Below are 17,966 nucleotides of genomic sequence, written 5' to 3'. Positions count from 1 at the left end.
GACTGCAACGGGCTACTAAACCCGACCACTGATGAGCAGTGGCAGGGAAACGATAGAGTCCGGGGTCAAACCGCACAAGCCGGCGGATTCTGGCGTAGCCGTAGGCAACGGCGCAAGGTTTTGTAGCTTTCAGGACGTAACCTTGATGGATTTTAAACAAGCGCATTTTCATGGTTAAACAACCGAGTCAGCTGCCCACAAAGTGCCCGCTCAAAACGCTCATTGGGAATCCTGAAACCGCGCCCGATACCGCCCCGGACTCTCCCCCGTCCACTTCTTGAACGCCCGATGAAACGCACTCGGCTCCTGAAACCCCAACTGTTCAGCAATATCGCTAATACTCGCCCGACTCTCACGCAACTGCTCAAACGCCACCCCGCGCCGCACTTCGTCCTTGATCTCCTGATACGAACAGCCTTCCCGCTCCAGTTTGCGGCGGAAGGTGCTGGGGCTCAGGTGTTGTTCCAGGGCGAACGCCTGCAAGGTCGGCCACTGGCTGTAATGGCTGTTACGCAGGCGCTGGTGGACTTGCGACGCCAGGCCATGCTGGTTGCGAAAACGGATCACCAGCCAATGCGGTGCCGTACGCAAGAACACTTTCAGCGAGGCCAGGTCCTGGACCACCGGCAGGCGCAGGTAGTGGCTGGCGAATTCGATTTCGGTGCGTTCGGCGCCAAAGGTCAGATTGGGGCCCCAGAGCAATCGGTCGTCGCTGAGGGAAACGCGCTCATGGCGAAAGTCTGCGCGGTCGATGGGAATGCGTCGCCCGCCGAGCCAGCACAGCAGACTGATCATCAACACCAGAAACGTCTCTTCACCGAAACGGCTGGCGTCTTCGTTTTGCGCGTGGGTGTCGAGGCTGATGATGGCGCGTTTGCCGCGCACGGTCAGCGTGCCGCGAAAGTCGCGCAGGAACAGGGCGAAGTTGGCCAGGCATTGGCGCATGGCTTTGTGCAAGTCGGGTTCCTGGATCAAGCCGCGGCAGATCAACGCGAAGCTGCCGGGCGGCATGCCGTGGGAGTCGAGGCGGAAGAATTCATCGTTCAATTCGCGGATCTGAATCAGCCACAGCGCGGCAAACGCGCTCGCCGGTACGCGTGCGGTCGGCTGCTCGATCAATGCCGGGTCGATACCCGCCTCTTCCAGCGCAGCTCGCGAGCGCTGTGGATTGTGCCCTTGCCCATGGATCATCGCCTGCACGAAGTAGGCCGCCACCGAGTCCTTTTCCCGCATTTGAACGCTTCTCTCCCCATCGCCCGAATGGCAAAAAACACCAGCACCGTTGAACAGTTGCGGCATAGGACAACCGCCCTGCCGGTTCTAGACTCGCGGCCAATAGTACGCCTTCGGCCGTTGCGGCGGCCAAGGTATCGCAAGGTTGATCGGAAGGACGGGTACATGAATCTGCAAAACATTGGCGTGATCGGCGCGGGCACCATGGGCAACGGCATTGCACAAGTCTGTGCGCTGTCCGGCTTCAACGTGACCTTGATCGACATCTCCGATAGCGCCCTGCAAAAGGCCCTGGCCACCGTCGGCAAGAACCTCGACCGGCAGATAACCAAGGAAACCCTGACAGAGTCGCAAAAGCTCGACGCCCTCGCCAGGATCCGCACCAGCACCGATTACAGCAGCCTGCAGAACGTGCAGATGGTGATCGAAGCTGCCACCGAAAACCTCGACCTGAAACTGCGCGTGCTGCAACAGATCGCCGCGCAAGTCAGTGCCGAGTGCGTGATCGCCTCCAACACTTCGTCGCTGTCGATTACGCAACTCGCCGCCAGCGTCAGCCAGCCTGAGCATTTCATCGGCCTGCACTTCTTCAACCCGGTGCCGGTGATGGGCCTGATTGAAGTGATCCGCGGCCTGCAAACCAGCGACGCGACCCACGCCCTGGCGCTGGACATGGCCACCACCCTCGGCAAAACCGCGATTACCGCTGGCAACCGCCCGGGCTTCGTGGTCAACCGGATTCTGGTGCCGATGATCAACGAAGCAATCCTGGTGTTTCAGGAAGGCCTGGCCAGCGCCGACGACATCGACGCCGGCATGCGCCTGGGCTGCAACCAGCCGATTGGCCCGCTGGCATTGGCGGACCTGATTGGTCTGGACACCGTGCTAGCGATTCTCGAAGCCTTCTACGATGGCTTCAACGACAGCAAATACCGCCCCGCTCCATTGCTCAAGGAAATGGTCGCCGCCGGTTACCTGGGACGCAAGACAGGACGTGGCTTCCATGCCTATGCCTGAGCGTTGCTCACGCTTCGCCGAGTACCGGGACAAAGTGCTGGAGTTGTTCGCCAGCAAAGGGTTCGGGCAGGTCGGCATGCGTGAGCTGGCAACGTGCCTGGGGTTATCCCCGGGCTCGTTGTATCACCATTACCCGAGCAAGCAGCACTTGCTGCTCGACCTGATCGAGGAGTTCTACGAAGAGCTGCTGTCGACCCTCGGGCGCATCGATCAAAAGGCTTCGGCCAAACGCGACAAACTGCCCAACCTGATCCGCGCACACCTGAATCTGCATCGGGAAATGCCCTGGCATTTTCGCCTGGCGGAGCGCGACAGCGGCTGCCTGAACGAAGAGCAACAAGCGCGCGTTCGCCAGTTGCGCGAGCAATACGAACGCAAGTTGCTGAAGATGCTCGGCGCCCCGTCCCGCCTCGGCGAACAGGGTTTGATCGCCGCCGGACACGCCATCGCCAACTTGCTCAACAGCGCACCCGGCTGGCTCGGGCAACATCCGCTGGAAGAAGCGCAGCGTGATGAGCTGCTGGAAAACATGGTGAGCGGCGCTGTCGAACGCTTGCTGCGCCCGTCATCCAGCGTGCGCGCGGTGGCCTGAAGTTTTCAGGCAATAAGCCTCCCCGCTTACATAGGAAAAACGTCTAAACAAATCCTGCACAACCCCGCCTCTAACGCTTTGCTATTTGGAGTCAATTCAAAGGCCAAAGTGGGACTCCAGTCCCTCGGTTACCGGGAGCAAATATGAAAATCAATCCCTACCTCATCTTCAACGGCGACTGCAAAGCCGCCTTCACCTTCTATGAGCAAGCCCTGCAAGGCCAGATCGAAATGATGATGACCTTCGGCGAAAGCCCGGCGCGCGAGCACTTTCCTGCCGACCTGCACAACCTGATCATCCATACCCGTCTGGCGGTGGGTGACCAAGCGATCATGGGCTCGGACACCACACCTGATCGCCCTACCGATGAAATGAGCGGTTGCTCGGTCTCTCTAAATGTCGACAGCATTGCCGAAGCTGAACGTGTCTTCGGCGCCTTGTCGGAAGACGGCAGCGTGCAAATGCCACTGGAAGCCACCTTCTGGGCGGCCCGCTTCGGGATGCTGGTGGACCGCTTCGGTGTGTCGTGGATGGTGAATTGCGAAAAGGATCAGTGACTGTTCAGGTATGAAAAGGCCCGACCTGAATGGGCTGGGCTTTCTGGAAACTCCCGGACCGTCTGCTACCGTCAACAGGCCGGCTCTTTGGAGGAAATCACCATGCCTGCTCATGACGCGCTCTGGTCCACCCGTTTGAAATTGTCACTGCTGGCGGCAGGGCTTGTCGCCACCCTGCTTGCGCTGAGTGGTTGTGCCACTGTCGATGCGCGGACGACTGCTTATGTGGGCGTCGAGCATCCTGCGCCGACGCTGGCCAGCGAGGTCGTGGTGTTGCGCACCGAACCGCTTCGTCCGCATATCCGCTTGGGTGAAGTGCTGATCGATGCCAGCGTCGATCCCGCGCCGCCCATCACTCAGGTAGAAGAAAAACTGCGGGATGAGTCGGCCAAGCTCGGTGGCGATGCCGTGGTGGTGGTTTACGACCATATCCAGCCGATGGGCGCTTATGTCAACGGGCCGCTATGGGCTCGCGATGTGAGGACTATTGAGGGGCGCAAACTTAAGGGGATCGTGATCAAGTATCGGTAGATCAAGAGATCGCAGCCTCGTTTCACTCGACAGCTGCTACAGAGCACACGCATTTCCATGTAGCAGCTGTCGAGTGAAACGAGGCTGCGATCCTTGCGCTTCGACTACCCTTTCACGCACACCACCTGACGCAAGGTGTGCAGCACTTCCACCAGCTCGCGCTGGGCGTGCATGACGTGGTCGATGTCTTTGTAGGCCATCGGTATTTCATCAATCACTGACGCATCCTTGCGACATTCGACGTGGGCGGTGGCGCGGATCTGGTCTTCGACGGTGAACAGTCTTTTCGCTTTGGTGCGGCTCATGACGCGGCCGGCGCCGTGGCTGCAGGAGCAGAACGATTGCTCGTTGCCGAGCCCGCGAACGATGAAACTCTTCGCGCCCATCGATCCCGGAATGATCCCCAACTCGCCCTTCTGCGCCGACACCGCGCCCTTGCGGGTAACCAGAATCTCCTGGCCAAAGTGCCGCTCTTTTTGCACGTAGTTGTGGTGGCAATTCACCGCTTCCAGGGCGACTTCGAACGGTTTGCTGATTACTTTGCGTGCTGCCTGAATCACCGCGTGCATCATCAATGCCCGGTTCTGTCTGGCGAAATCCTGGGCCCAACCGACGGCTTCAACGTAATCATCGAAATGCCGGCTACCTTCCTCGAAGTAGGCCAAGTCACGGTCCGGCAGATTGGCGAGGTGCTGGCGCATGTCGGCCTGGGCCAGTTGAATGAACAGGTTGCCAATGGCGTTGCCGACCCCACGTGAACCGCTGTGAAGCATGAACCAGACACGGTTGGTTTCATCCAGGCACACCTCGATGAAATGGTTACCGCTGCCCAAGGTGCCCAAGTGCCCGCGATTGTTGGTGTTGGCAATTTTCGGGTACTTGTCGGTGATCGCCTTGAACCGCGGGTTCAGCGCGGCCCAGGCATGATCGGCCTGTTTCGGAACGCTGTCCCAGGCACCTTTGTCCCGCATGCCACGACCGACGGTGCGACCATGGGGCACCGCTTTTTCGATCGCACAGCGCAAACCATGCAGGTTGTCCGGCAAATCAGCGGCGGTCAGCGAAGTACGCGCAGCGATCATGCCGCAGCCAATGTCCACGCCGACGGCGGCCGGAATGATCGCGCCCACGGTAGGAATCACACTGCCGATGGTCGAGCCCTTGCCCAGGTGCACGTCGGGCATCACCGCCAGGTGTTTGAAGATGAACGGCATCTTCGCGGTGTTGATCAATTGCTGCCTGGCTTCGTTTTCTACCGGGACGCCTTCGGTCCAGAGTTTGATCGGTTTGCCGTTGGCGACTTCCAGCAGTTGGTAGCTCTGCATTTGCATGATGTCCGGTCTTTTCTCAACTGCCTGCACCGCCATGTGCTTCCTCAAAGAAATAGTCTTTCCAGCTGTCAGCCTTGTTTTTCAGCACGCCAAGCGACTGCAGTTGCTCGGCGTAGATAAAGGTGCGTTGTGGCACCACGGTAAAGTCGATTTCGGGATCGGCGACAATTTTCTCTACCAATGGCAAGGATAGTTTCGATTGCTCCACGCGGATATAGGTCTGTGCGGCTGCGGGCTTATCGGCCTTGATGATTTGCTCGGCCTCGGCCAGTGCTGCGTAGAACGCCTTGTAGGTTTTCGGGTTTTCGTCGTGGAATTTTTCAGTGGTGTACAGCACGTTGAACGTGGCCTGGCCACCCAACACGTCGTAGGAACTCAGCACCTTGTGCACGTTGGGGCTTTGCAATTCCTGGTACTGGAACGGCGGGCTGGAAAAATGCGAGTTGATCTCCGAGCCGCCGGCAATCAGCGCCGACGTCGCGTCCGGGTGGGCCAGGCTGATCGATATGTCGTCAAACTTTTTGTAATGCTCGGCGCCAAACTGCTTGGCCGTTTCGATCTGCAACGTGCGTGACTGGAAACCGACACCCGCCGCCGGTACGGCGATGCGATCCTTCTCAGTGAAATCCTTGAGGTTCTTCACATTCGGATTATTGGTCAGCAGGTAGTTGGGCATCGACCCCAGCGATGCGATGGCCTTGACGTTTTGCTTGCCCTTGGTCCGGTCCCAGATCGTCAGCATCGGCGGCACGCCGGCCGACACCACATCCAGAGCACCGGCCAGCAGCGCCTCGTTCATTGCCGTGGCACCGGAGATGCTGTTCCAGTCGACCTTGATGTCGAGGCCCTGCTCCTTGCCATGTTTCTCGATGAGCTGCTGATCGCGCACCACATCCAGAATCAGGTAACCGATGCCAAATTGCTGGGCAATGCTGATTTTGCCCTCGGCCTGAACGCCGCCGCTGAGTAACGCACTCATCGCCGCCACGGAGGCTGCCAACAGGGTCAACGGGGAGCGCTTGAAAGGAGTCGCCATGAAAACCTCAATGTGATGGGTACACAGAACCTGTGGGAGCGTGGCTTGCCCGCGAAGAACGATGACGCGTAATACCTGAAAAACCGCGGGGCATTCTTCGCGGGCAAGCCACGCTCCCACAGGATTTTCGTCGTTATCGACATTCGCAAGGCCGCAGATATTGAATTTCGAACGGGCTCTTCAGAGCTTGGCGATAGAGACCTCGGTGGATTTGACGAAGGCAATCACTTCGCTGCCCACTTTCAATTCAAGGTCGCGAACCGAGCGGGTGGTGATCACCGAGGTAACAATGCCGGACGCGGTTTGCACGTCGATTTCGGACACCACTTCGCCCTGCACGATTTCCTTGATGACGCCCTTGAACTGGTTGCGGACGTTGATCGCTTTGATGGTCATGTTGAGGCTTCCTGTCTGGTGTCGGACACATCCGCATGGATGCGCAGGCCTTTAAAGTGCACCACCTGGATCAGCAACAAAAGGAATATATAATTATCTATTTATATCTTTATGGAATATCAAGAACTCAGCGCAGGCTCTCCCAATCCTGAATTTATGCTGCTCTCCTTCTCGATGCCCTGGCCCGACAATGTGTGCACGGCTTGACCGCGAAGGCGTGCTTGAGGACGCCTTCGCCGGTAAGCCTGGCTCCTACAAAGTGAGAATGCAAACCGCCCGACTAATCGGCATTAGCCGGGCGTTTTGATGCCTGCCTGGACGATCAGCAGGTGGAGCACAGTCCGCTACAACCATTCGTCGTATAGGAAAACCCTGCGCGCAAAAGGCACCCCTGTCTGGCTTAGGGATTGCACAAGCCGGTCTTGGCAGCCGCAGAACGACGTAATTCTGACGCGGCAGCAATCTAATTAACGCTTGGTCAGTCCCCCCGGAGATGTAACGTGTCAACTCTCAATGAAATCGCAGTGAACCACGCGAGAAAAATGGCTATGGCAAAAGCAGCAGAGTCGACCGGGCTGAGTGAGCGACACCTTCAAATCGTCGGTAGCGTCGAAATCCGCACCCCTGATGAACAGTCGCAGGTTCCACTGCACTTCATCGCTGTGGCGCAGGACAACCACCTCACCCAGGTGGCTGGCTACTAACGCTGCCCCGGACGAAAAAAAAACCGGCGCACTGGAAAATGCCGATCAGTTAAGCAATTTCCGCGACAACGCAATTTTGTAGCAGCTGGCGAAGCCTGCGTTCGGCTGCGTAGCAGTCGTAAAATCAGACGATGTGGTTTATCAGAAGCACCGCATGCTCAGGATTTACGACTGCTGCGCAGCCGAACGCAGGCTTCGCCAGCTGCTACAGAGACTGCGTTACGGCTTAAATGACTGGCATTAGGCGCAATGTCGGGTTTTTCTTTATGTCTTTGTGATCAACCCGAAGCCCTGCCACCAAGCCTTGCCCACGATTTGCGCCGACGCGGCCTAAACTCAAATGACCACTAGCTCGCCGGCGATTGGCGGATGAGGCACTGCCATGTTCGAAGTCTCAGAGTTGACGCGCGTAAAGCACTTCGCCGCAAACACTGTCGGCAGGGATTTCGCCGTTGGTGACATTCATGGCCACTTCACTCGGTTGCAGGCTGCGCTGGATGCAGCCAGGTTCAACCGCTTGGTCGATCGCCTGTTCAGCGTTGGCGATCTGATTGACCGCGGGCCCGAATGCCGTGACGCGCTCGATTGGCTGGACAAGCCATGGTTCCAGGCAGTGTGCGGCAACCATGACGACTACGTGGTTCACTTCGATAGCTGCGACGTCGATAGCTGGATCTACAACGGCGGCTTATGGTTCACGGAGCTATCGCTGTCCGAGCAGAAAGAATTCGCGGCGAAGTTTGTCGAACTGCCTATCGCAATCGAAGTCGAAACGGCACAGGGCCTGATTGGCATCGTGCATGCCGATTGTCCGTTTGCATCATGGGAGCAACTGCGAGAGGAACTGGAATCGCCAGAGAGCAGCCAGCGCCTGATGCAGGTGCAGCATCGTTGCATGTGGTCACGAAGCCGACTCGAGCAGAGAGAGATGCAGGGTGTTGAGGGATTGCGTGCGTTGATTGTCGGGCATACGCCAATACATAAGCCCGTCAGGCTTGGCAATGTGATTCATATCGACACCGCTGGCTGGAAGCCGGATGCGGGCTATTTCACCCTTTTGGATCTCGATACGCTCGAAGCCGCGGCTTGACGTTTTTTTGTCAATTCAGGTGTCCCTCCCTTGTACCGCTCGTCTTGGTATCAGCACGTTCATCCTCCGCACTCTTCAAATGCATACATCCACTCGCACGGTAGGTGCAAACCATGAACAGCAAAATTGCCACTCTTATGCTCGCGGGACTCCTGTCGATCTGCTCGATCTACTCGCTCGCGGCCGAGAAGGTCACGGAGGACGCGACTATCCCACCGAGTGCTCTTCCGGGGCTTAACCAAGGGAGTGAGTCCAACAAGGAAAAGGCTGACAAAAAGGGTGAGGAAGCTGCGGGGTCTAATTCGGGTGCGGAGTCGCAGGAGATGGAAAAAGATGCCGCTAGCTCGAGTGGCTCGGGCAATGAAGAAACAAAGCCGAAGCAATAAGCGGTGAGCCCTTTGGCGGGTGTTGCGCAAGTCTGAAACAAGGAAGGCAGACAGTATTCACCCGCGTGCGCCCGCATAAAGTTGGTTCAAAGCTATTAGCTCAAACACAGCGACCATCACACAGAATGCGACAAATCCTCGCGTGAAAACCCTGCGAGGTTTTTCGTAAGGCGGAATATTACCGAGGCCGCCGAGGAGGTCGGACAAAAGTTCAAGTAGCCACATCAGATATCTGCTTTAGTTGCCTGTTCGCCCAGGTTTTGACTGGCTCGCCGATTGATTCGTCCGTATTAATGGAGAGTCCCAACCCTGCGGCTCTCCCCAATCCTGATCCGGTCCAGCGCTCGGTTTAAAGCATCCAAGGCATCAAGGAGCGCTTTCGCTTCTGCTTCCCGGCCGTCACCCCAAAGGCGTTCTGCCAGGTTGTTCAAGGCCTGGATGGAGCGCTCGATTTCAGCTGCAGTCGCTGCTTTGCTTTCCGGCTGTTTCTTCAGCATTGAGTAACCCTTTTGTAGGGCGGTATTTGCCGTCAGTTGTCAGTTCAAGAGTATTCGGCACTAGAAGATATTGATCTGATCCGTTGAGCTTATAAAGCCAGCCACGGTTGTCTTTCCGCTCTGGTGCAGCTTATCGCGATCATACGCTGGTGGAGGGCTATGGCCCTCGAAGGCTCTCGAGACGGGAACAGTGACGAAACACCCATCGCATCGCCAGAGCCCAGCAGCTCGAAGAGATACATATTGCTGAGGTTCTTGCATTGCTCCAGGCGGTCAGCCTCGGTCGTGGGCATTGGCACCGCTTCGACCTGCTTCTCAAATTCAGTCTTTTCCTTTGGGGCACTGCTACAACCAAAGAGAAACATCGCCAGCAAGAGACTCGCAATTTGAGGTGTGCATATCTTCAATTCCATTTGAGTCCGGCGCCGATGATTCATCTTTATTTGGACCGAATCACGATCGTGGATGCGAGCATGTCGCCCAAGCGTTTCCGTGAGCCAAAAAAAATGAATATCCAGTCAAAAATACTCAGGAAAGGCGTCGTGATGTTTCGCATGAAAGATTGATAGAGATTACAGCTGAGGTAGCTGCGCTCATCAATCACTGACATGCCCAACAACTTTTTACCAAGGCTTTGGCCGTTCGGCATTGCATCGGAAAACAGGTAATACGCTACGCCAGAGCCGAGAGCGAGCGCGCCGACCACAGTAGACGGCAAGCCAACAAAATCGGTTGATCGCCCTATGAAGAAAAAGAGAAATACAGTGATTATGGAGTCAATCATTTGTCCTCCCCATCGACGCCCCAGACCGGCCAGGTTCTTGGGCTTCTGATACTCGACTTGGATATTGCTGACTTCCATGCGCTGCCACTCCGTTGGTATATGGATCAGAGATATCGGCACCGCCCAAAAAATATTTAGCGCACCCGACCGAAGCGCTGAAAAACGTTGGGCCAAAGGTAGTTCTGCGCGGGTTTTGCGCAGACACAAAAAAGCCGATCTATCTGATCGGCTTAAGTGTCTGATTTTACTCAGCGAATATGGTCGGGACGGAGTGATTCGAACACTCGACCCCTAACACCCCATGCTAGTGCGCTACCGGACTGCGCTACGCCCCGACTAGGCGTGAAACTCGTTCCTCTTCTCGAAGAACGCTCAAGAATATATCGCAAGCGTTTGAAAACTGGAAGTATTCAAACGCAGGAAATTATTTCTTGAGGACAACCAGCACATCTTCCAACTCGGCAATCATCTGCCGAATCATCTGTTTGTATTGGGTGGTGTCGTCTTTGGCTTCGTCACCGGACAAACGCAAACGTGCGCCGCCGATGGTGAACCCTTGATCGTAAAGAAGCGCGCGGATCTGCCGGATCATCAGCACGTCTTGGCGCTGATAATACCGGCGGTTTCCGCGGCGTTTGACGGGGTTGAGTTGAGGAAACTCCTGCTCCCAATAGCGCAGCACGTGCGGTTTTACGGCACACAGCTCGCTGACTTCACCAATGGTGAAGTAGCGTTTGCCTGGGATGACGGGTAGCTCGTCGTTATGACTTGGTTCCAGCATAAGCCTCAACTCGGGCCTTCAACTTCTGCCCTGGACGAAAGGTGACCACACGGCGAGCCGTGATCGGGATTTCTTCACCCGTTTTCGGATTGCGGCCAGGCCGCTGGCGTTTGTCCCGAAGGTCGAAATTGCCGAAACCGGACAATTTGACTTGTTCGTTGTCTTCAAGAGCGTGCCTGATTTCTTCAAAAAACAGTTCGACCAATTCCTTGGCCTCCCGTTTATTCAGGCCCAGCTCCTCATACAGACGTTCCGCCATCTCAGCTTTCGTCAGAGCCCCCATACGTCACTTCCTTAACGTGGCGTTCAACCTTTGTTCGAGCGAGGTGAGGATGTTTTGCGTCGTGGTATTCACCTCATCGTCATTAAGAGTGCGCGATGGATGCTGCCAGGTCAAGCCGACTGCAAGGCTTTTTCTATCAGGATCAATGCCTTTACCCTGATACACGTCAAATAGCCTGAGGTCTGTGAGCCATTCGCCTGCATTTTCACGGATTACGTCCAGTACGGCACAGGCCGCAACGTCCGTAGCCGCAATCAGCGCCAAGTCACGACGCACTTCAGGAAAGCGTGATAACTCCTGGAATTTAGGCATTTTTCCCAATGCCACTTCGGCCAGAACCAGCTCGAAGACGAAAACCGGACGGTCGAGACCAAGGGTTTTCGACAATTCAGGGTGGATAGCGCCGACGAAACCGACCAGGCGTCCTTCACGTTCGATGCGCGCGGTTTGACCCGGGTGCAACGCAGGGTGTTTGCCCGGCACGAACGTGAACGAATCCAGTGCACCAGCAAAGCCCAGCACCGCTTCCACGTCGGCTTTGACGTCGAAGAAATCCACGACATCGCGACCTTGAGCCCAGCCTTCTGGCAGACGGCTACCGCAAACAACACCCGCAATCATCGGCTCTTGCTTCAGACCATCCAGCTGCCCCACGAAACGCAGGCCGCTTTCGAACAAACGGACGCGATCCTGCTGACGGTTCAGGTTGTGCTGAAGCGCCTTGACAAGACCGGGCCACAGGGACGAGCGCATGGCCGCCATGTCGTTCGAGATCGGATTGGCCAGCAGCAGCGGCTCGACACCCGGATTAAACAACTCGAATTGTTTCGGATCGATGAAGCTGTAAGTGATCGCTTCCTGATAACCACGCGCCACCAGCAGACGACGCAGCTCAGGCAGATCGCTACGCGCTTCCGCCTTGGCTTGTGGCGCCAGGCGAGCTTGCGGGTAACGAACCGGCAGACGGTTGTAACCGTACAGACGAGCCAGCTCTTCGATCAGGTCGACTTCCAGACTGATATCGAAGCGATGGCTTGGCACTTCAACGCGCCACTGCCCTGCCCCATCGGCAGCAATTTTCAGGCCCAGGCCGCTGAGCAGGCGCTCGACTTCGACCGACTGCATTTCCATGCCCAACATCTGAGTGATGCGCTGCGCACGCAGGGTGACCGGAGCAATCTTCGGCAGGTGCTGTTCGCTGACGGTTTCGATGATCGGGCCAGCTTCGCCGCCAGTGATTTCCAGCAGCAGGCCAGTGGCGCGCTCCATGGCTTCACGGGCCAGCTGCCAATCCACGCCGCGCTCGTAGCGGTGCGAGGCATCGGTGTGCAGGCCGTAGGAACGGGCCTTGCCAGCGACGGCGATTTGATCAAAAAACGCGCTTTCCAGGAATACGTCACGCGTGGTCGCGGTGTTGACACCGCTGTGCTCGCCCCCCATGACGCCGGCGATTGCCAACGCGCGGGTGTGGTCGGCAATCACCAGCGTATCGCTACGCAGGCTGACTTCCTGACCATCAAGCAACACCAGCTTCTCGCCTTCTTCGGCCATGCGCACGCGAATGCCGCCATTGATTTCGGCGAGATCGAAGGCGTGCAGCGGTTGACCCAGTTCCAGCATCACGTAGTTGGTAATGTCGACGGCAGCGTCGATGCTGCGCACGTCACCACGACGCAGGCGCTCGACCATCCATAACGGCGTAGGCTTGGACAGATCGACGTTACGGATCACACGACCCAGGTAACGTGGGCACGCGGCTGGCGCCAGCACTTCGATCGAACACACTTCGTCGTGCACGGCTGGCACGGCAGGCACCACCGGACGGGTGACTTCAGCGTCATACAGCGCGCCGACTTCACGAGCCAGACCGGCCAGGGACAGACAGTCGCCGCGGTTCGGGGTCAGGTCGACCTCGATGCTGGCATCGTCCAGGCTCAAGTATTCACGAATGTCCTGACCGACTGGCGCATCGGCCGGCAATTCCATCAGGCCATCGTTGCCTTCGCCGACTTGCAGCTCGGCTTGCGAGCACAGCATGCCGTTGGACTCGACGCCACGCAGCTTGGCTTTCTTGATCTTGAAGTCGCCCGGCAGTTCGGCACCGATCATGGCGAACGGGATCTTCAGGCCCGGGCGCACGTTTGGCGCACCGCACACAACCTGGAAAGTCTCCGAGCCATTGCTGACCTGGCAAACGCGCAACTTGTCGGCGTCCGGGTGCTGCTCGGTGCTCAGCACCTCACCCACGACCACGCCACTGAATTCACCGGCGGCCAGCGTAACGCTATCGACCTCAAGACCGGCCATCGACAGACGAGCAACCAGCTCGTCGCGACTTACCTGCGGGCTTACCCAGCCACGCAGCCATTGTTCACTGAATTTCATCCTGCTCTCCTAAGAATTCGTTACGACTAGCGAAATTGCGCGAGGAACCGCAAGTCGTTGTCGAAGAACAGACGCAAGTCGTTCACGCCGTAACGCAGCATGGCCAGACGCTCAACGCCCATGCCGAAGGCAAAGCCCGAAAACTCTTCCGGGTCGATCCCGGACATGCGCAGCACGTTCGGGTGAACCATGCCGCAGCCCATCACTTCCAGCCAGCCAGTCTGTTTGCAGACACGGCAGCCTTTACCGCTGCACATCACGCATTCCATATCAACTTCGGCGGACGGCTCGGTGAACGGGAAGTACGAAGGACGGAAACGCACGGCCAGTTCTTTTTCAAAGAACACGCGCAGGAACTCTTCGATGGTCCCTTTAAGGTCGGCGAAATTGATGTCGCGATCAACCAGCAGGCCTTCGACCTGGTGGAACATCGGCGAGTGGGTGATATCGGAGTCACTACGGTACACACGGCCTGGGCAGACGATGCGAATCGGAGGTTGCTTCGATTCCATGGTGCGGACCTGTACCGGCGAGGTATGGGTGCGCAACAACATGTTGGCATTGAAATAGAAGGTGTCATGCATCGACCGGGCCGGGTGATGGCCTGGGATGTTGAGCGCTTCGAAGTTGTGGTAGTCGTCTTCGACCTCAGGGCCTTCGGCGATGCCGTAGCCAATGTGGGTGAAGAACTGTTCGATACGTTCCAGAGTACGAGTAACCGGATGCAGACCACCCGAGGTCTGGCCGCGGCCAGGCAGGGTCACGTCAATGGACTCGGCAGACAGTTTGGCGGCCAGGTCGGCCTCTTCAAACAGTGCCTTGCGGGCATTGAGAACCTCTGTGACACGCTCCTTGGCAACGTTGATCAGGGCGCCGACTTGCGGACGCTCTTCTGCCGGCAAATTCCCCAGGGTCTTCATCACCTGAGTCAATTCACCCTTCTTGCCAAGGTAGTGAACCCGGATTTGCTCCAGGGCATTGATATCTTCAGCGCTTTGCACAGCCTCTAGTGCTTGAGAGACGAGCGCGTCCAGGTTTTCCATGTACAGACTCCAGATACAAAATAGGGGAAGAGCTTGAAGGCTCTTCCCCTATTTATGACGTTTAACACCTGGCCCCACAGAGGTGAGGCCGGGTGACTGTCGGGGGTACTTAAGCCAAGGTGGCTTTAGCTTTCTCGACAATCGCAGCAAACGCCGCTTTTTCGTTCACTGCCAGATCAGCCAGAACCTTACGGTCGATCTCGATGGACGCTTTTTTCAGGCCGGCGATGAAACGGCTGTAGGACAGACCGTTGATACGTGCACCAGCGTTGATACGAGCGATCCACAGAGCGCGGAACTGACGTTTTTTCTGACGACGGTCACGGTAGGCGTATTGGCCTGCCTTGATTACCGCTTGCTTGGCAACACGGAATACGCGCGAGCGAGCGCCGTAGTAGCCTTTAGCAAGTTTCAGAATTTTTTTGTGACGTTTACGGGCAATGACGCCACGCTTTACACGAGCCATGAGTTACTTCCTCTATTCTTGACTAAAATTAACGAAGGCGCAGCATGCGCTCGACTTTTGCCACGTCAGACGGATGCAGCAAGCTGCTACCGCGCAGTTGACGCTTACGCTTGGTCGACATTTTAGTCAGGATGTGGCTCTTGAAAGCGTGCTTGTGCTTGATACCGTTAGCAGTTTTCAGAAACCGCTTAGCAGCACCACTTTTAGTTTTCATCTTTGGCATGTTCGGTACTCCGCATTCAGTTGATAAACATAATCAGAAGGCCTGCCGTGCCCTATTGATTACTTCTTCTTTTTCGGGGCGATGACCATGATCAGCTGGCGTCCTTCCATCTTAGGATGCTGTTCGACCGAACCGTACTCGAGCAAGTCACCTTCAACTCGCTTGAGGAGTTCCATCCCCAGCTCCTGGTGGGCCATCTCACGGCCGCGGAATCGCAAGGATACCTTGGCCCTGTCCCCATCACTCAGGAAACGTACCAGGTTGCGCAGTTTTACCTGGTAATCCCCTTCCTCCGTCCCTGGACGAAACTTGATTTCTTTAACCTGGATCTGCTTCTGGTTTTTCTTGGCCGCGGCAATCTGCTTCTTCTTTTCGAAGATCGATTTGCCGTAGTCCATCAGTTTGCAAACAGGGGGTACTGCATCGGCGGAAATTTCCACCAGATCCAGCTTGGCCTCTTCAGCCTTAAGAAGCGCGTCTTCAATTGACACAATCCCAAGCTGTTCACCTTCAGCCCCAATTAACCGAACCTCGCGTGCCGAGATATTCTCGTTGATCGGGGCTTTCGGTGCAGCTCGTTTATCTTGTCTCATTTCACGCTTAATAGTAATTACTCCGAATCTGGGCGACCACGCCGGGAAACCGCTTGCGCGAGAAACTCAGCGAACTGGGCGACGGGCATCGAGCCCAGGTCAGCACCTTCACGAGTACGCACAGCGACAGTCTGCATCTCGACTTCCCGATCTCCGATAACCAAGAGATAAGGAACCTTGAGCAAAGTATGCTCGCGGATTTTAAAGCCGATCTTTTCATTTCTCAAGTCAGACTTGGCACGAAATCCGCTTTCGTTGAGGGTTTTTTCAACCTCGGCGGCAAAATCGGCCTGTTTGTCAGTGATATTCATGATCACTGCCTGGGTCGGAGCCAGCCACGCAGGGAATGCACCCTCGTAGTGCTCGATCAGGATTCCGACGAAACGTTCGAAGGATCCAAGGATCGCCCGGTGCAACATAACCGGATGCTTGCGACTGTTGTCTTCAGAGACGTATTCGGCTCCCAGACGGACAGGCAGGTTAAAATCGAGCTGAAGGGTACCACACTGCCAGACTCGGCCGAGGCAATCTTTCAGCGAGAATTCGATTTTCGGACCGTAGAATGCACCCTCGCCCGGCTGCAAATCGTACGGCAAGCCAGCGCTATCAAGGGCTGCAGCCAGTGCAGCTTCGGCGCGATCCCACAATTCGTCGGAACCGACGCGTTTTTCCGGACGAGTGGACAGCTTCATCTCGACGTCTTTGAAGCCGAAGTCGGCGTAAACGTCCATGGTCAGCTTGATGAACGCAGCGGATTCGGCCTGCATCTGCTCTTCAGTGCAGAAGATGTGGGCGTCGTCCTGAGTGAACGCACGCACGCGCATGATGCCGTGCAGCGCACCCGATGGCTCGTTACGGTGGCAAGCACCGAATTCGGCCAGGCGCATCGGCAATTCGCGGTAGCTTTTCAGGCCCTGATTGAACACTTGCACGTGGCAAGGGCAGTTCATTGGCTTGATCGCGTAGTCGCGGTTTTCCGACTGCGTGGTGAACATGTTGTCGGCGTAGTTGGCCCAGTGCCCGGACTTCTCCCACAGGCTGCGGTCAACGACTTGCGGAGTCTTGATCTCCAGATAGCCGTTGTCGCGCTGAACCTTGCGCATGTATTGCTCGAGCACCTGGTACAAAGTCCAGCCGTTCGGGTGCCAGAACACCATGCCCGGCGACTCTTCCTGGGTGTGGAACAGGCCCAGGCGCTTGCCAATCTTGCGGTGATCGCGCTTTTCAGCTTCTTCGATGCGCTGGATGTAAGCTGCCAGCTGCTTCTTGTCCGCCCATGCGGTGCCGTAAACGCGCTGCAATTGCTCGTTTTTGGCGTCGCCACGCCAGTAGGCGCCGGACAACTTGGTCAGTTTGAAGGATTTCAGGAAACGCGTGTTCGGCACGTGCGGACCGCGGCACATGTCGACGTATTCTTCGTGATAGTACAGGCCCATGGCCTGTTCGTTCGGCATGTCCTCGACCAGGCGCAGCTTGTAGTCTTCGCCACGGGCCTTGAACACTTCGATCACTTCGGCGCGCGGAGTGACTTTCTTGATCACGTCGTAATCTTTTTCGATCAGCTGCTGCATGCGCTGTTCGATGGCAGCCAGGTCGTCCGGAGTAAATGGACGCTCGAAGGCGATGTCGTAATAGAAGCCTTCGTCGATGACCGGACCGATGACCATCTTGGCCGTCGGGTACAGCTGCTTGACCGCATGGCCAACCAGGTGGGCGCAAGAGTGGCGAATGATCTCCAGCCCCTCTTCATCCTTTGGCGTAATGATTTGCAGCGTGGAATCGCTGTCGATGATGTCGCTGGCGTCGACCAGCTTGCCATTGACCTTGCCGGCCACGGTGGCCTTGGCCAGACCTGCACCAATGGATGCGGCGACCTCGGCTACGGAAACCGGGTGATCGAATGAACGTTGACTGCCGTCGGGAAGAGTAATAGTTGGCATGGCGCCTCCTCTCCTAGTGGTGACCCCTACCAAAGGTCACGTGGGTTGGGATGAGCCAGTACAAGATCCGATCCAGGCCATTCAATGACGAACGCCTG

At 56.8% G+C, this 17,966-nt stretch carries 22 protein-coding genes and 1 tRNA gene; 7 read left to right on the top strand and 16 right to left on the bottom strand.

Going from position 1 to position 17,966, the window contains the following annotated elements; all coding sequences use genetic code 11:
* Positions 1 to 219: 219 nt before the first annotated feature.
* Positions 220 to 1,233, bottom strand: a complete 1,014-nt coding sequence (locus ACA072_RS10695; RefSeq protein ID WP_497624256.1) for an AraC family transcriptional regulator — start codon at positions 1,231 to 1,233, stop codon at positions 220 to 222.
* Positions 1,234 to 1,398: 165 nt separating this feature from the next.
* On the opposite strand from ACA072_RS10695, the gene ACA072_RS10690 reads away from it, so the two are divergent.
* The 4 genes from ACA072_RS10690 (at position 1,399) to ACA072_RS10675 (ending at position 3,930) form a co-directional block, all read left to right on the top strand.
* Positions 1,399 to 2,250 (top strand): 3-hydroxybutyryl-CoA dehydrogenase, encoded by an 852-nt coding sequence (locus ACA072_RS10690; protein WP_497624255.1) that lies wholly within the window; start codon positions 1,399 to 1,401, stop codon positions 2,248 to 2,250.
* Complete coding sequence (locus tag ACA072_RS10685) at positions 2,237 to 2,842, top strand: TetR/AcrR family transcriptional regulator (protein ID WP_497624254.1); 606 nt, start codon at positions 2,237 to 2,239, stop codon at positions 2,840 to 2,842. The genes ACA072_RS10690 and ACA072_RS10685 overlap by 14 nt, the downstream gene beginning before the upstream one ends.
* A 143-nt stretch (positions 2,843 to 2,985) precedes the next feature.
* On the top strand, positions 2,986 to 3,399 hold the full coding sequence (locus ACA072_RS10680; RefSeq protein ID WP_497624253.1) for a VOC family protein: 414 nt from the start codon (positions 2,986 to 2,988) through the stop codon (positions 3,397 to 3,399).
* A 102-nt stretch (positions 3,400 to 3,501) separates the two neighbouring features.
* On the top strand, positions 3,502 to 3,930 hold the full coding sequence (locus ACA072_RS10675) for a YajG family lipoprotein (RefSeq protein ID WP_497624252.1): 429 nt from the start codon (positions 3,502 to 3,504) through the stop codon (positions 3,928 to 3,930).
* A 104-nt stretch (positions 3,931 to 4,034) separates the two neighbouring features.
* Here the strand turns inward: ACA072_RS10675 and ACA072_RS10670 are convergent, their stop codons facing one another.
* The 3 genes from ACA072_RS10670 to ACA072_RS10660 form a co-directional block, all read right to left on the bottom strand.
* Complete coding sequence (locus ACA072_RS10670) at positions 4,035 to 5,261, bottom strand: RtcB family protein (protein WP_497624251.1); 1,227 nt, start codon at positions 5,259 to 5,261, stop codon at positions 4,035 to 4,037.
* 16 nt (positions 5,262 to 5,277) lie between these two features.
* Complete coding sequence (locus ACA072_RS10665; RefSeq protein WP_497624250.1) at positions 5,278 to 6,297, bottom strand: ABC transporter substrate-binding protein; 1,020 nt, start codon at positions 6,295 to 6,297, stop codon at positions 5,278 to 5,280.
* Positions 6,298 to 6,477: 180 nt separating this feature from the next.
* Entirely contained in the window at positions 6,478 to 6,693 is a 216-nt protein-coding gene (locus ACA072_RS10660) for a TOBE domain-containing protein (protein WP_027921432.1), read from the bottom strand.
* A 500-nt stretch (positions 6,694 to 7,193) separates the two neighbouring features.
* Between ACA072_RS10660 and ACA072_RS10655 the strand changes: the two genes are divergently transcribed.
* The 3 genes from ACA072_RS10655 to ACA072_RS10645 all read left to right on the top strand — a co-directional run bounded on the left by ACA072_RS10655 (position 7,194) and on the right by ACA072_RS10645 (position 8,873).
* Positions 7,194 to 7,397: a hypothetical protein gene (locus ACA072_RS10655; RefSeq protein ID WP_497624249.1), complete on the top strand. Its 204-nt coding sequence runs from the start codon at positions 7,194 to 7,196 to the stop codon at positions 7,395 to 7,397.
* A 382-nt stretch (positions 7,398 to 7,779) separates the two neighbouring features.
* The gene (locus ACA072_RS10650) at positions 7,780 to 8,487 is read left to right on the top strand and encodes a metallophosphoesterase (RefSeq protein ID WP_497624248.1); all 708 of its coding nucleotides are present in this window, start codon (positions 7,780 to 7,782) and stop codon (positions 8,485 to 8,487) included.
* Between the two features lie 113 nt (positions 8,488 to 8,600).
* Positions 8,601 to 8,873, top strand: coding sequence for a hypothetical protein (locus ACA072_RS10645; RefSeq protein WP_497624247.1), 273 nt, complete (start codon positions 8,601 to 8,603; stop codon positions 8,871 to 8,873).
* Between the two features lie 290 nt (positions 8,874 to 9,163).
* On the opposite strand, the gene ACA072_RS10640 is transcribed toward ACA072_RS10645, so the two are convergent.
* From ACA072_RS10640 to thrS, 12 genes are all read right to left on the bottom strand, one after another.
* Positions 9,164 to 9,370 carry a hypothetical protein gene (locus ACA072_RS10640; RefSeq protein ID WP_497624246.1) on the bottom strand — a complete coding sequence of 69 codons (207 nt, stop codon included), beginning with the start codon at positions 9,368 to 9,370 and terminating at the stop codon, positions 9,164 to 9,166.
* 89 nt (positions 9,371 to 9,459) lie between these two features.
* The gene (locus ACA072_RS10635; RefSeq protein ID WP_497624245.1) at positions 9,460 to 9,783 is read right to left on the bottom strand and encodes a hypothetical protein; all 324 of its coding nucleotides are present in this window, start codon (positions 9,781 to 9,783) and stop codon (positions 9,460 to 9,462) included.
* A 26-nt stretch (positions 9,784 to 9,809) separates the two neighbouring features.
* Positions 9,810 to 10,232: an RDD family protein gene (locus tag ACA072_RS10630; protein ID WP_497624244.1), complete on the bottom strand. Its 423-nt coding sequence runs from the start codon at positions 10,230 to 10,232 to the stop codon at positions 9,810 to 9,812.
* 180 nt (positions 10,233 to 10,412) lie between these two features.
* Positions 10,413 to 10,489: transfer RNA gene (locus tag ACA072_RS10625), tRNA-Pro, on the bottom strand.
* An 89-nt stretch (positions 10,490 to 10,578) separates the two neighbouring features.
* Positions 10,579 to 10,935 (bottom strand): MerR family transcriptional regulator, encoded by a 357-nt coding sequence (locus tag ACA072_RS10620; protein WP_003179985.1) that lies wholly within the window; start codon positions 10,933 to 10,935, stop codon positions 10,579 to 10,581.
* The gene (gene ihfA, locus ACA072_RS10615; RefSeq protein ID WP_002553164.1) at positions 10,916 to 11,218 is read right to left on the bottom strand and encodes an integration host factor subunit alpha; all 303 of its coding nucleotides are present in this window, start codon (positions 11,216 to 11,218) and stop codon (positions 10,916 to 10,918) included. Before ihfA ends, ACA072_RS10620 begins: the two co-directional genes overlap by 20 nt.
* 3 nt (positions 11,219 to 11,221) lie before the next feature.
* The gene (gene pheT / locus ACA072_RS10610; RefSeq protein ID WP_497624243.1) at positions 11,222 to 13,603 is read right to left on the bottom strand and encodes a phenylalanine--tRNA ligase subunit beta; all 2,382 of its coding nucleotides are present in this window, start codon (positions 13,601 to 13,603) and stop codon (positions 11,222 to 11,224) included.
* Positions 13,604 to 13,629: 26 nt separating this feature from the next.
* Positions 13,630 to 14,646, bottom strand: a complete 1,017-nt coding sequence (gene pheS / locus ACA072_RS10605; RefSeq protein ID WP_007905876.1) for a phenylalanine--tRNA ligase subunit alpha — start codon at positions 14,644 to 14,646, stop codon at positions 13,630 to 13,632.
* A 109-nt stretch (positions 14,647 to 14,755) separates the two neighbouring features.
* On the bottom strand, positions 14,756 to 15,112 hold the full coding sequence (rplT, locus tag ACA072_RS10600; RefSeq protein ID WP_007905879.1) for a 50S ribosomal protein L20: 357 nt from the start codon (positions 15,110 to 15,112) through the stop codon (positions 14,756 to 14,758).
* 28 nt (positions 15,113 to 15,140) lie between these two features.
* The gene (gene rpmI / locus ACA072_RS10595; protein ID WP_002553160.1) at positions 15,141 to 15,335 is read right to left on the bottom strand and encodes a 50S ribosomal protein L35; all 195 of its coding nucleotides are present in this window, start codon (positions 15,333 to 15,335) and stop codon (positions 15,141 to 15,143) included.
* Positions 15,336 to 15,394: 59 nt separating this feature from the next.
* Complete coding sequence (gene infC / locus ACA072_RS10590) at positions 15,395 to 15,946, bottom strand: translation initiation factor IF-3 (RefSeq protein WP_169857083.1); 552 nt, start codon at positions 15,944 to 15,946, stop codon at positions 15,395 to 15,397.
* A complete protein-coding gene (gene thrS, locus ACA072_RS10585; RefSeq protein ID WP_010455934.1) occupies positions 15,946 to 17,868 on the bottom strand; it encodes a threonine--tRNA ligase in 1,923 nt (640 codons plus the stop codon). Before thrS ends, infC begins: the two co-directional genes overlap by 1 nt.
* Positions 17,869 to 17,966 lie beyond the last annotated feature (98 nt).

This window comes from Pseudomonas sp. LBUM1656, from assembly GCF_059716065.1.
The sequence above is the reverse complement of the archived record's forward strand: the minus strand, read 5'-3'. Positions and strand labels throughout refer to the sequence as shown.

Bases quoted from the DNA above. Each gene is read 5' to 3' on its own strand.
- ACA072_RS10695 (WP_497624256.1), bottom strand. From the start codon at position 1,233: ATGCGGGAAAAGGACTCGGTGGCGGCCTACTTCGTGCAGGCGATGATC.
- ACA072_RS10690 (WP_497624255.1), top strand. From the start codon at position 1,399: ATGAATCTGCAAAACATTGGCGTGATCGGCGCGGGCACCATGGGCAAC.
- ACA072_RS10685 (WP_497624254.1), top strand. From the start codon at position 2,237: ATGCCTATGCCTGAGCGTTGCTCACGCTTCGCCGAGTACCGGGACAAA.
- ACA072_RS10680 (WP_497624253.1), top strand. From the start codon at position 2,986: ATGAAAATCAATCCCTACCTCATCTTCAACGGCGACTGCAAAGCCGCC.
- ACA072_RS10675 (WP_497624252.1), top strand. From the start codon at position 3,502: ATGCCTGCTCATGACGCGCTCTGGTCCACCCGTTTGAAATTGTCACTG.
- ACA072_RS10670 (WP_497624251.1), bottom strand. From the start codon at position 5,261: ATGCAAATGCAGAGCTACCAACTGCTGGAAGTCGCCAACGGCAAACCG.
- ACA072_RS10665 (WP_497624250.1), bottom strand. From the start codon at position 6,297: ATGGCGACTCCTTTCAAGCGCTCCCCGTTGACCCTGTTGGCAGCCTCC.
- ACA072_RS10660 (WP_027921432.1), bottom strand. From the start codon at position 6,693: ATGACCATCAAAGCGATCAACGTCCGCAACCAGTTCAAGGGCGTCATC.
- ACA072_RS10650 (WP_497624248.1), top strand. From the start codon at position 7,780: ATGTTCGAAGTCTCAGAGTTGACGCGCGTAAAGCACTTCGCCGCAAAC.
- ACA072_RS10645 (WP_497624247.1), top strand. From the start codon at position 8,601: ATGAACAGCAAAATTGCCACTCTTATGCTCGCGGGACTCCTGTCGATC.
- ACA072_RS10640 (WP_497624246.1), bottom strand. From the start codon at position 9,370: ATGCTGAAGAAACAGCCGGAAAGCAAAGCAGCGACTGCAGCTGAAATC.
- ACA072_RS10635 (WP_497624245.1), bottom strand. From the start codon at position 9,783: ATGGAATTGAAGATATGCACACCTCAAATTGCGAGTCTCTTGCTGGCG.
- ACA072_RS10630 (WP_497624244.1), bottom strand. From the start codon at position 10,232: ATGGAAGTCAGCAATATCCAAGTCGAGTATCAGAAGCCCAAGAACCTG.
- ACA072_RS10620 (WP_003179985.1), bottom strand. From the start codon at position 10,935: ATGCTGGAACCAAGTCATAACGACGAGCTACCCGTCATCCCAGGCAAA.
- ihfA (WP_002553164.1), bottom strand. From the start codon at position 11,218: ATGGGGGCTCTGACGAAAGCTGAGATGGCGGAACGTCTGTATGAGGAG.
- pheT (WP_497624243.1), bottom strand. From the start codon at position 13,603: ATGAAATTCAGTGAACAATGGCTGCGTGGCTGGGTAAGCCCGCAGGTA.
- pheS (WP_007905876.1), bottom strand. From the start codon at position 14,646: ATGGAAAACCTGGACGCGCTCGTCTCTCAAGCACTAGAGGCTGTGCAA.
- rplT (WP_007905879.1), bottom strand. From the start codon at position 15,112: ATGGCTCGTGTAAAGCGTGGCGTCATTGCCCGTAAACGTCACAAAAAA.
- rpmI (WP_002553160.1), bottom strand. From the start codon at position 15,335: ATGCCAAAGATGAAAACTAAAAGTGGTGCTGCTAAGCGGTTTCTGAAA.
- thrS (WP_010455934.1), bottom strand. From the start codon at position 17,868: ATGCCAACTATTACTCTTCCCGACGGCAGTCAACGTTCATTCGATCAC.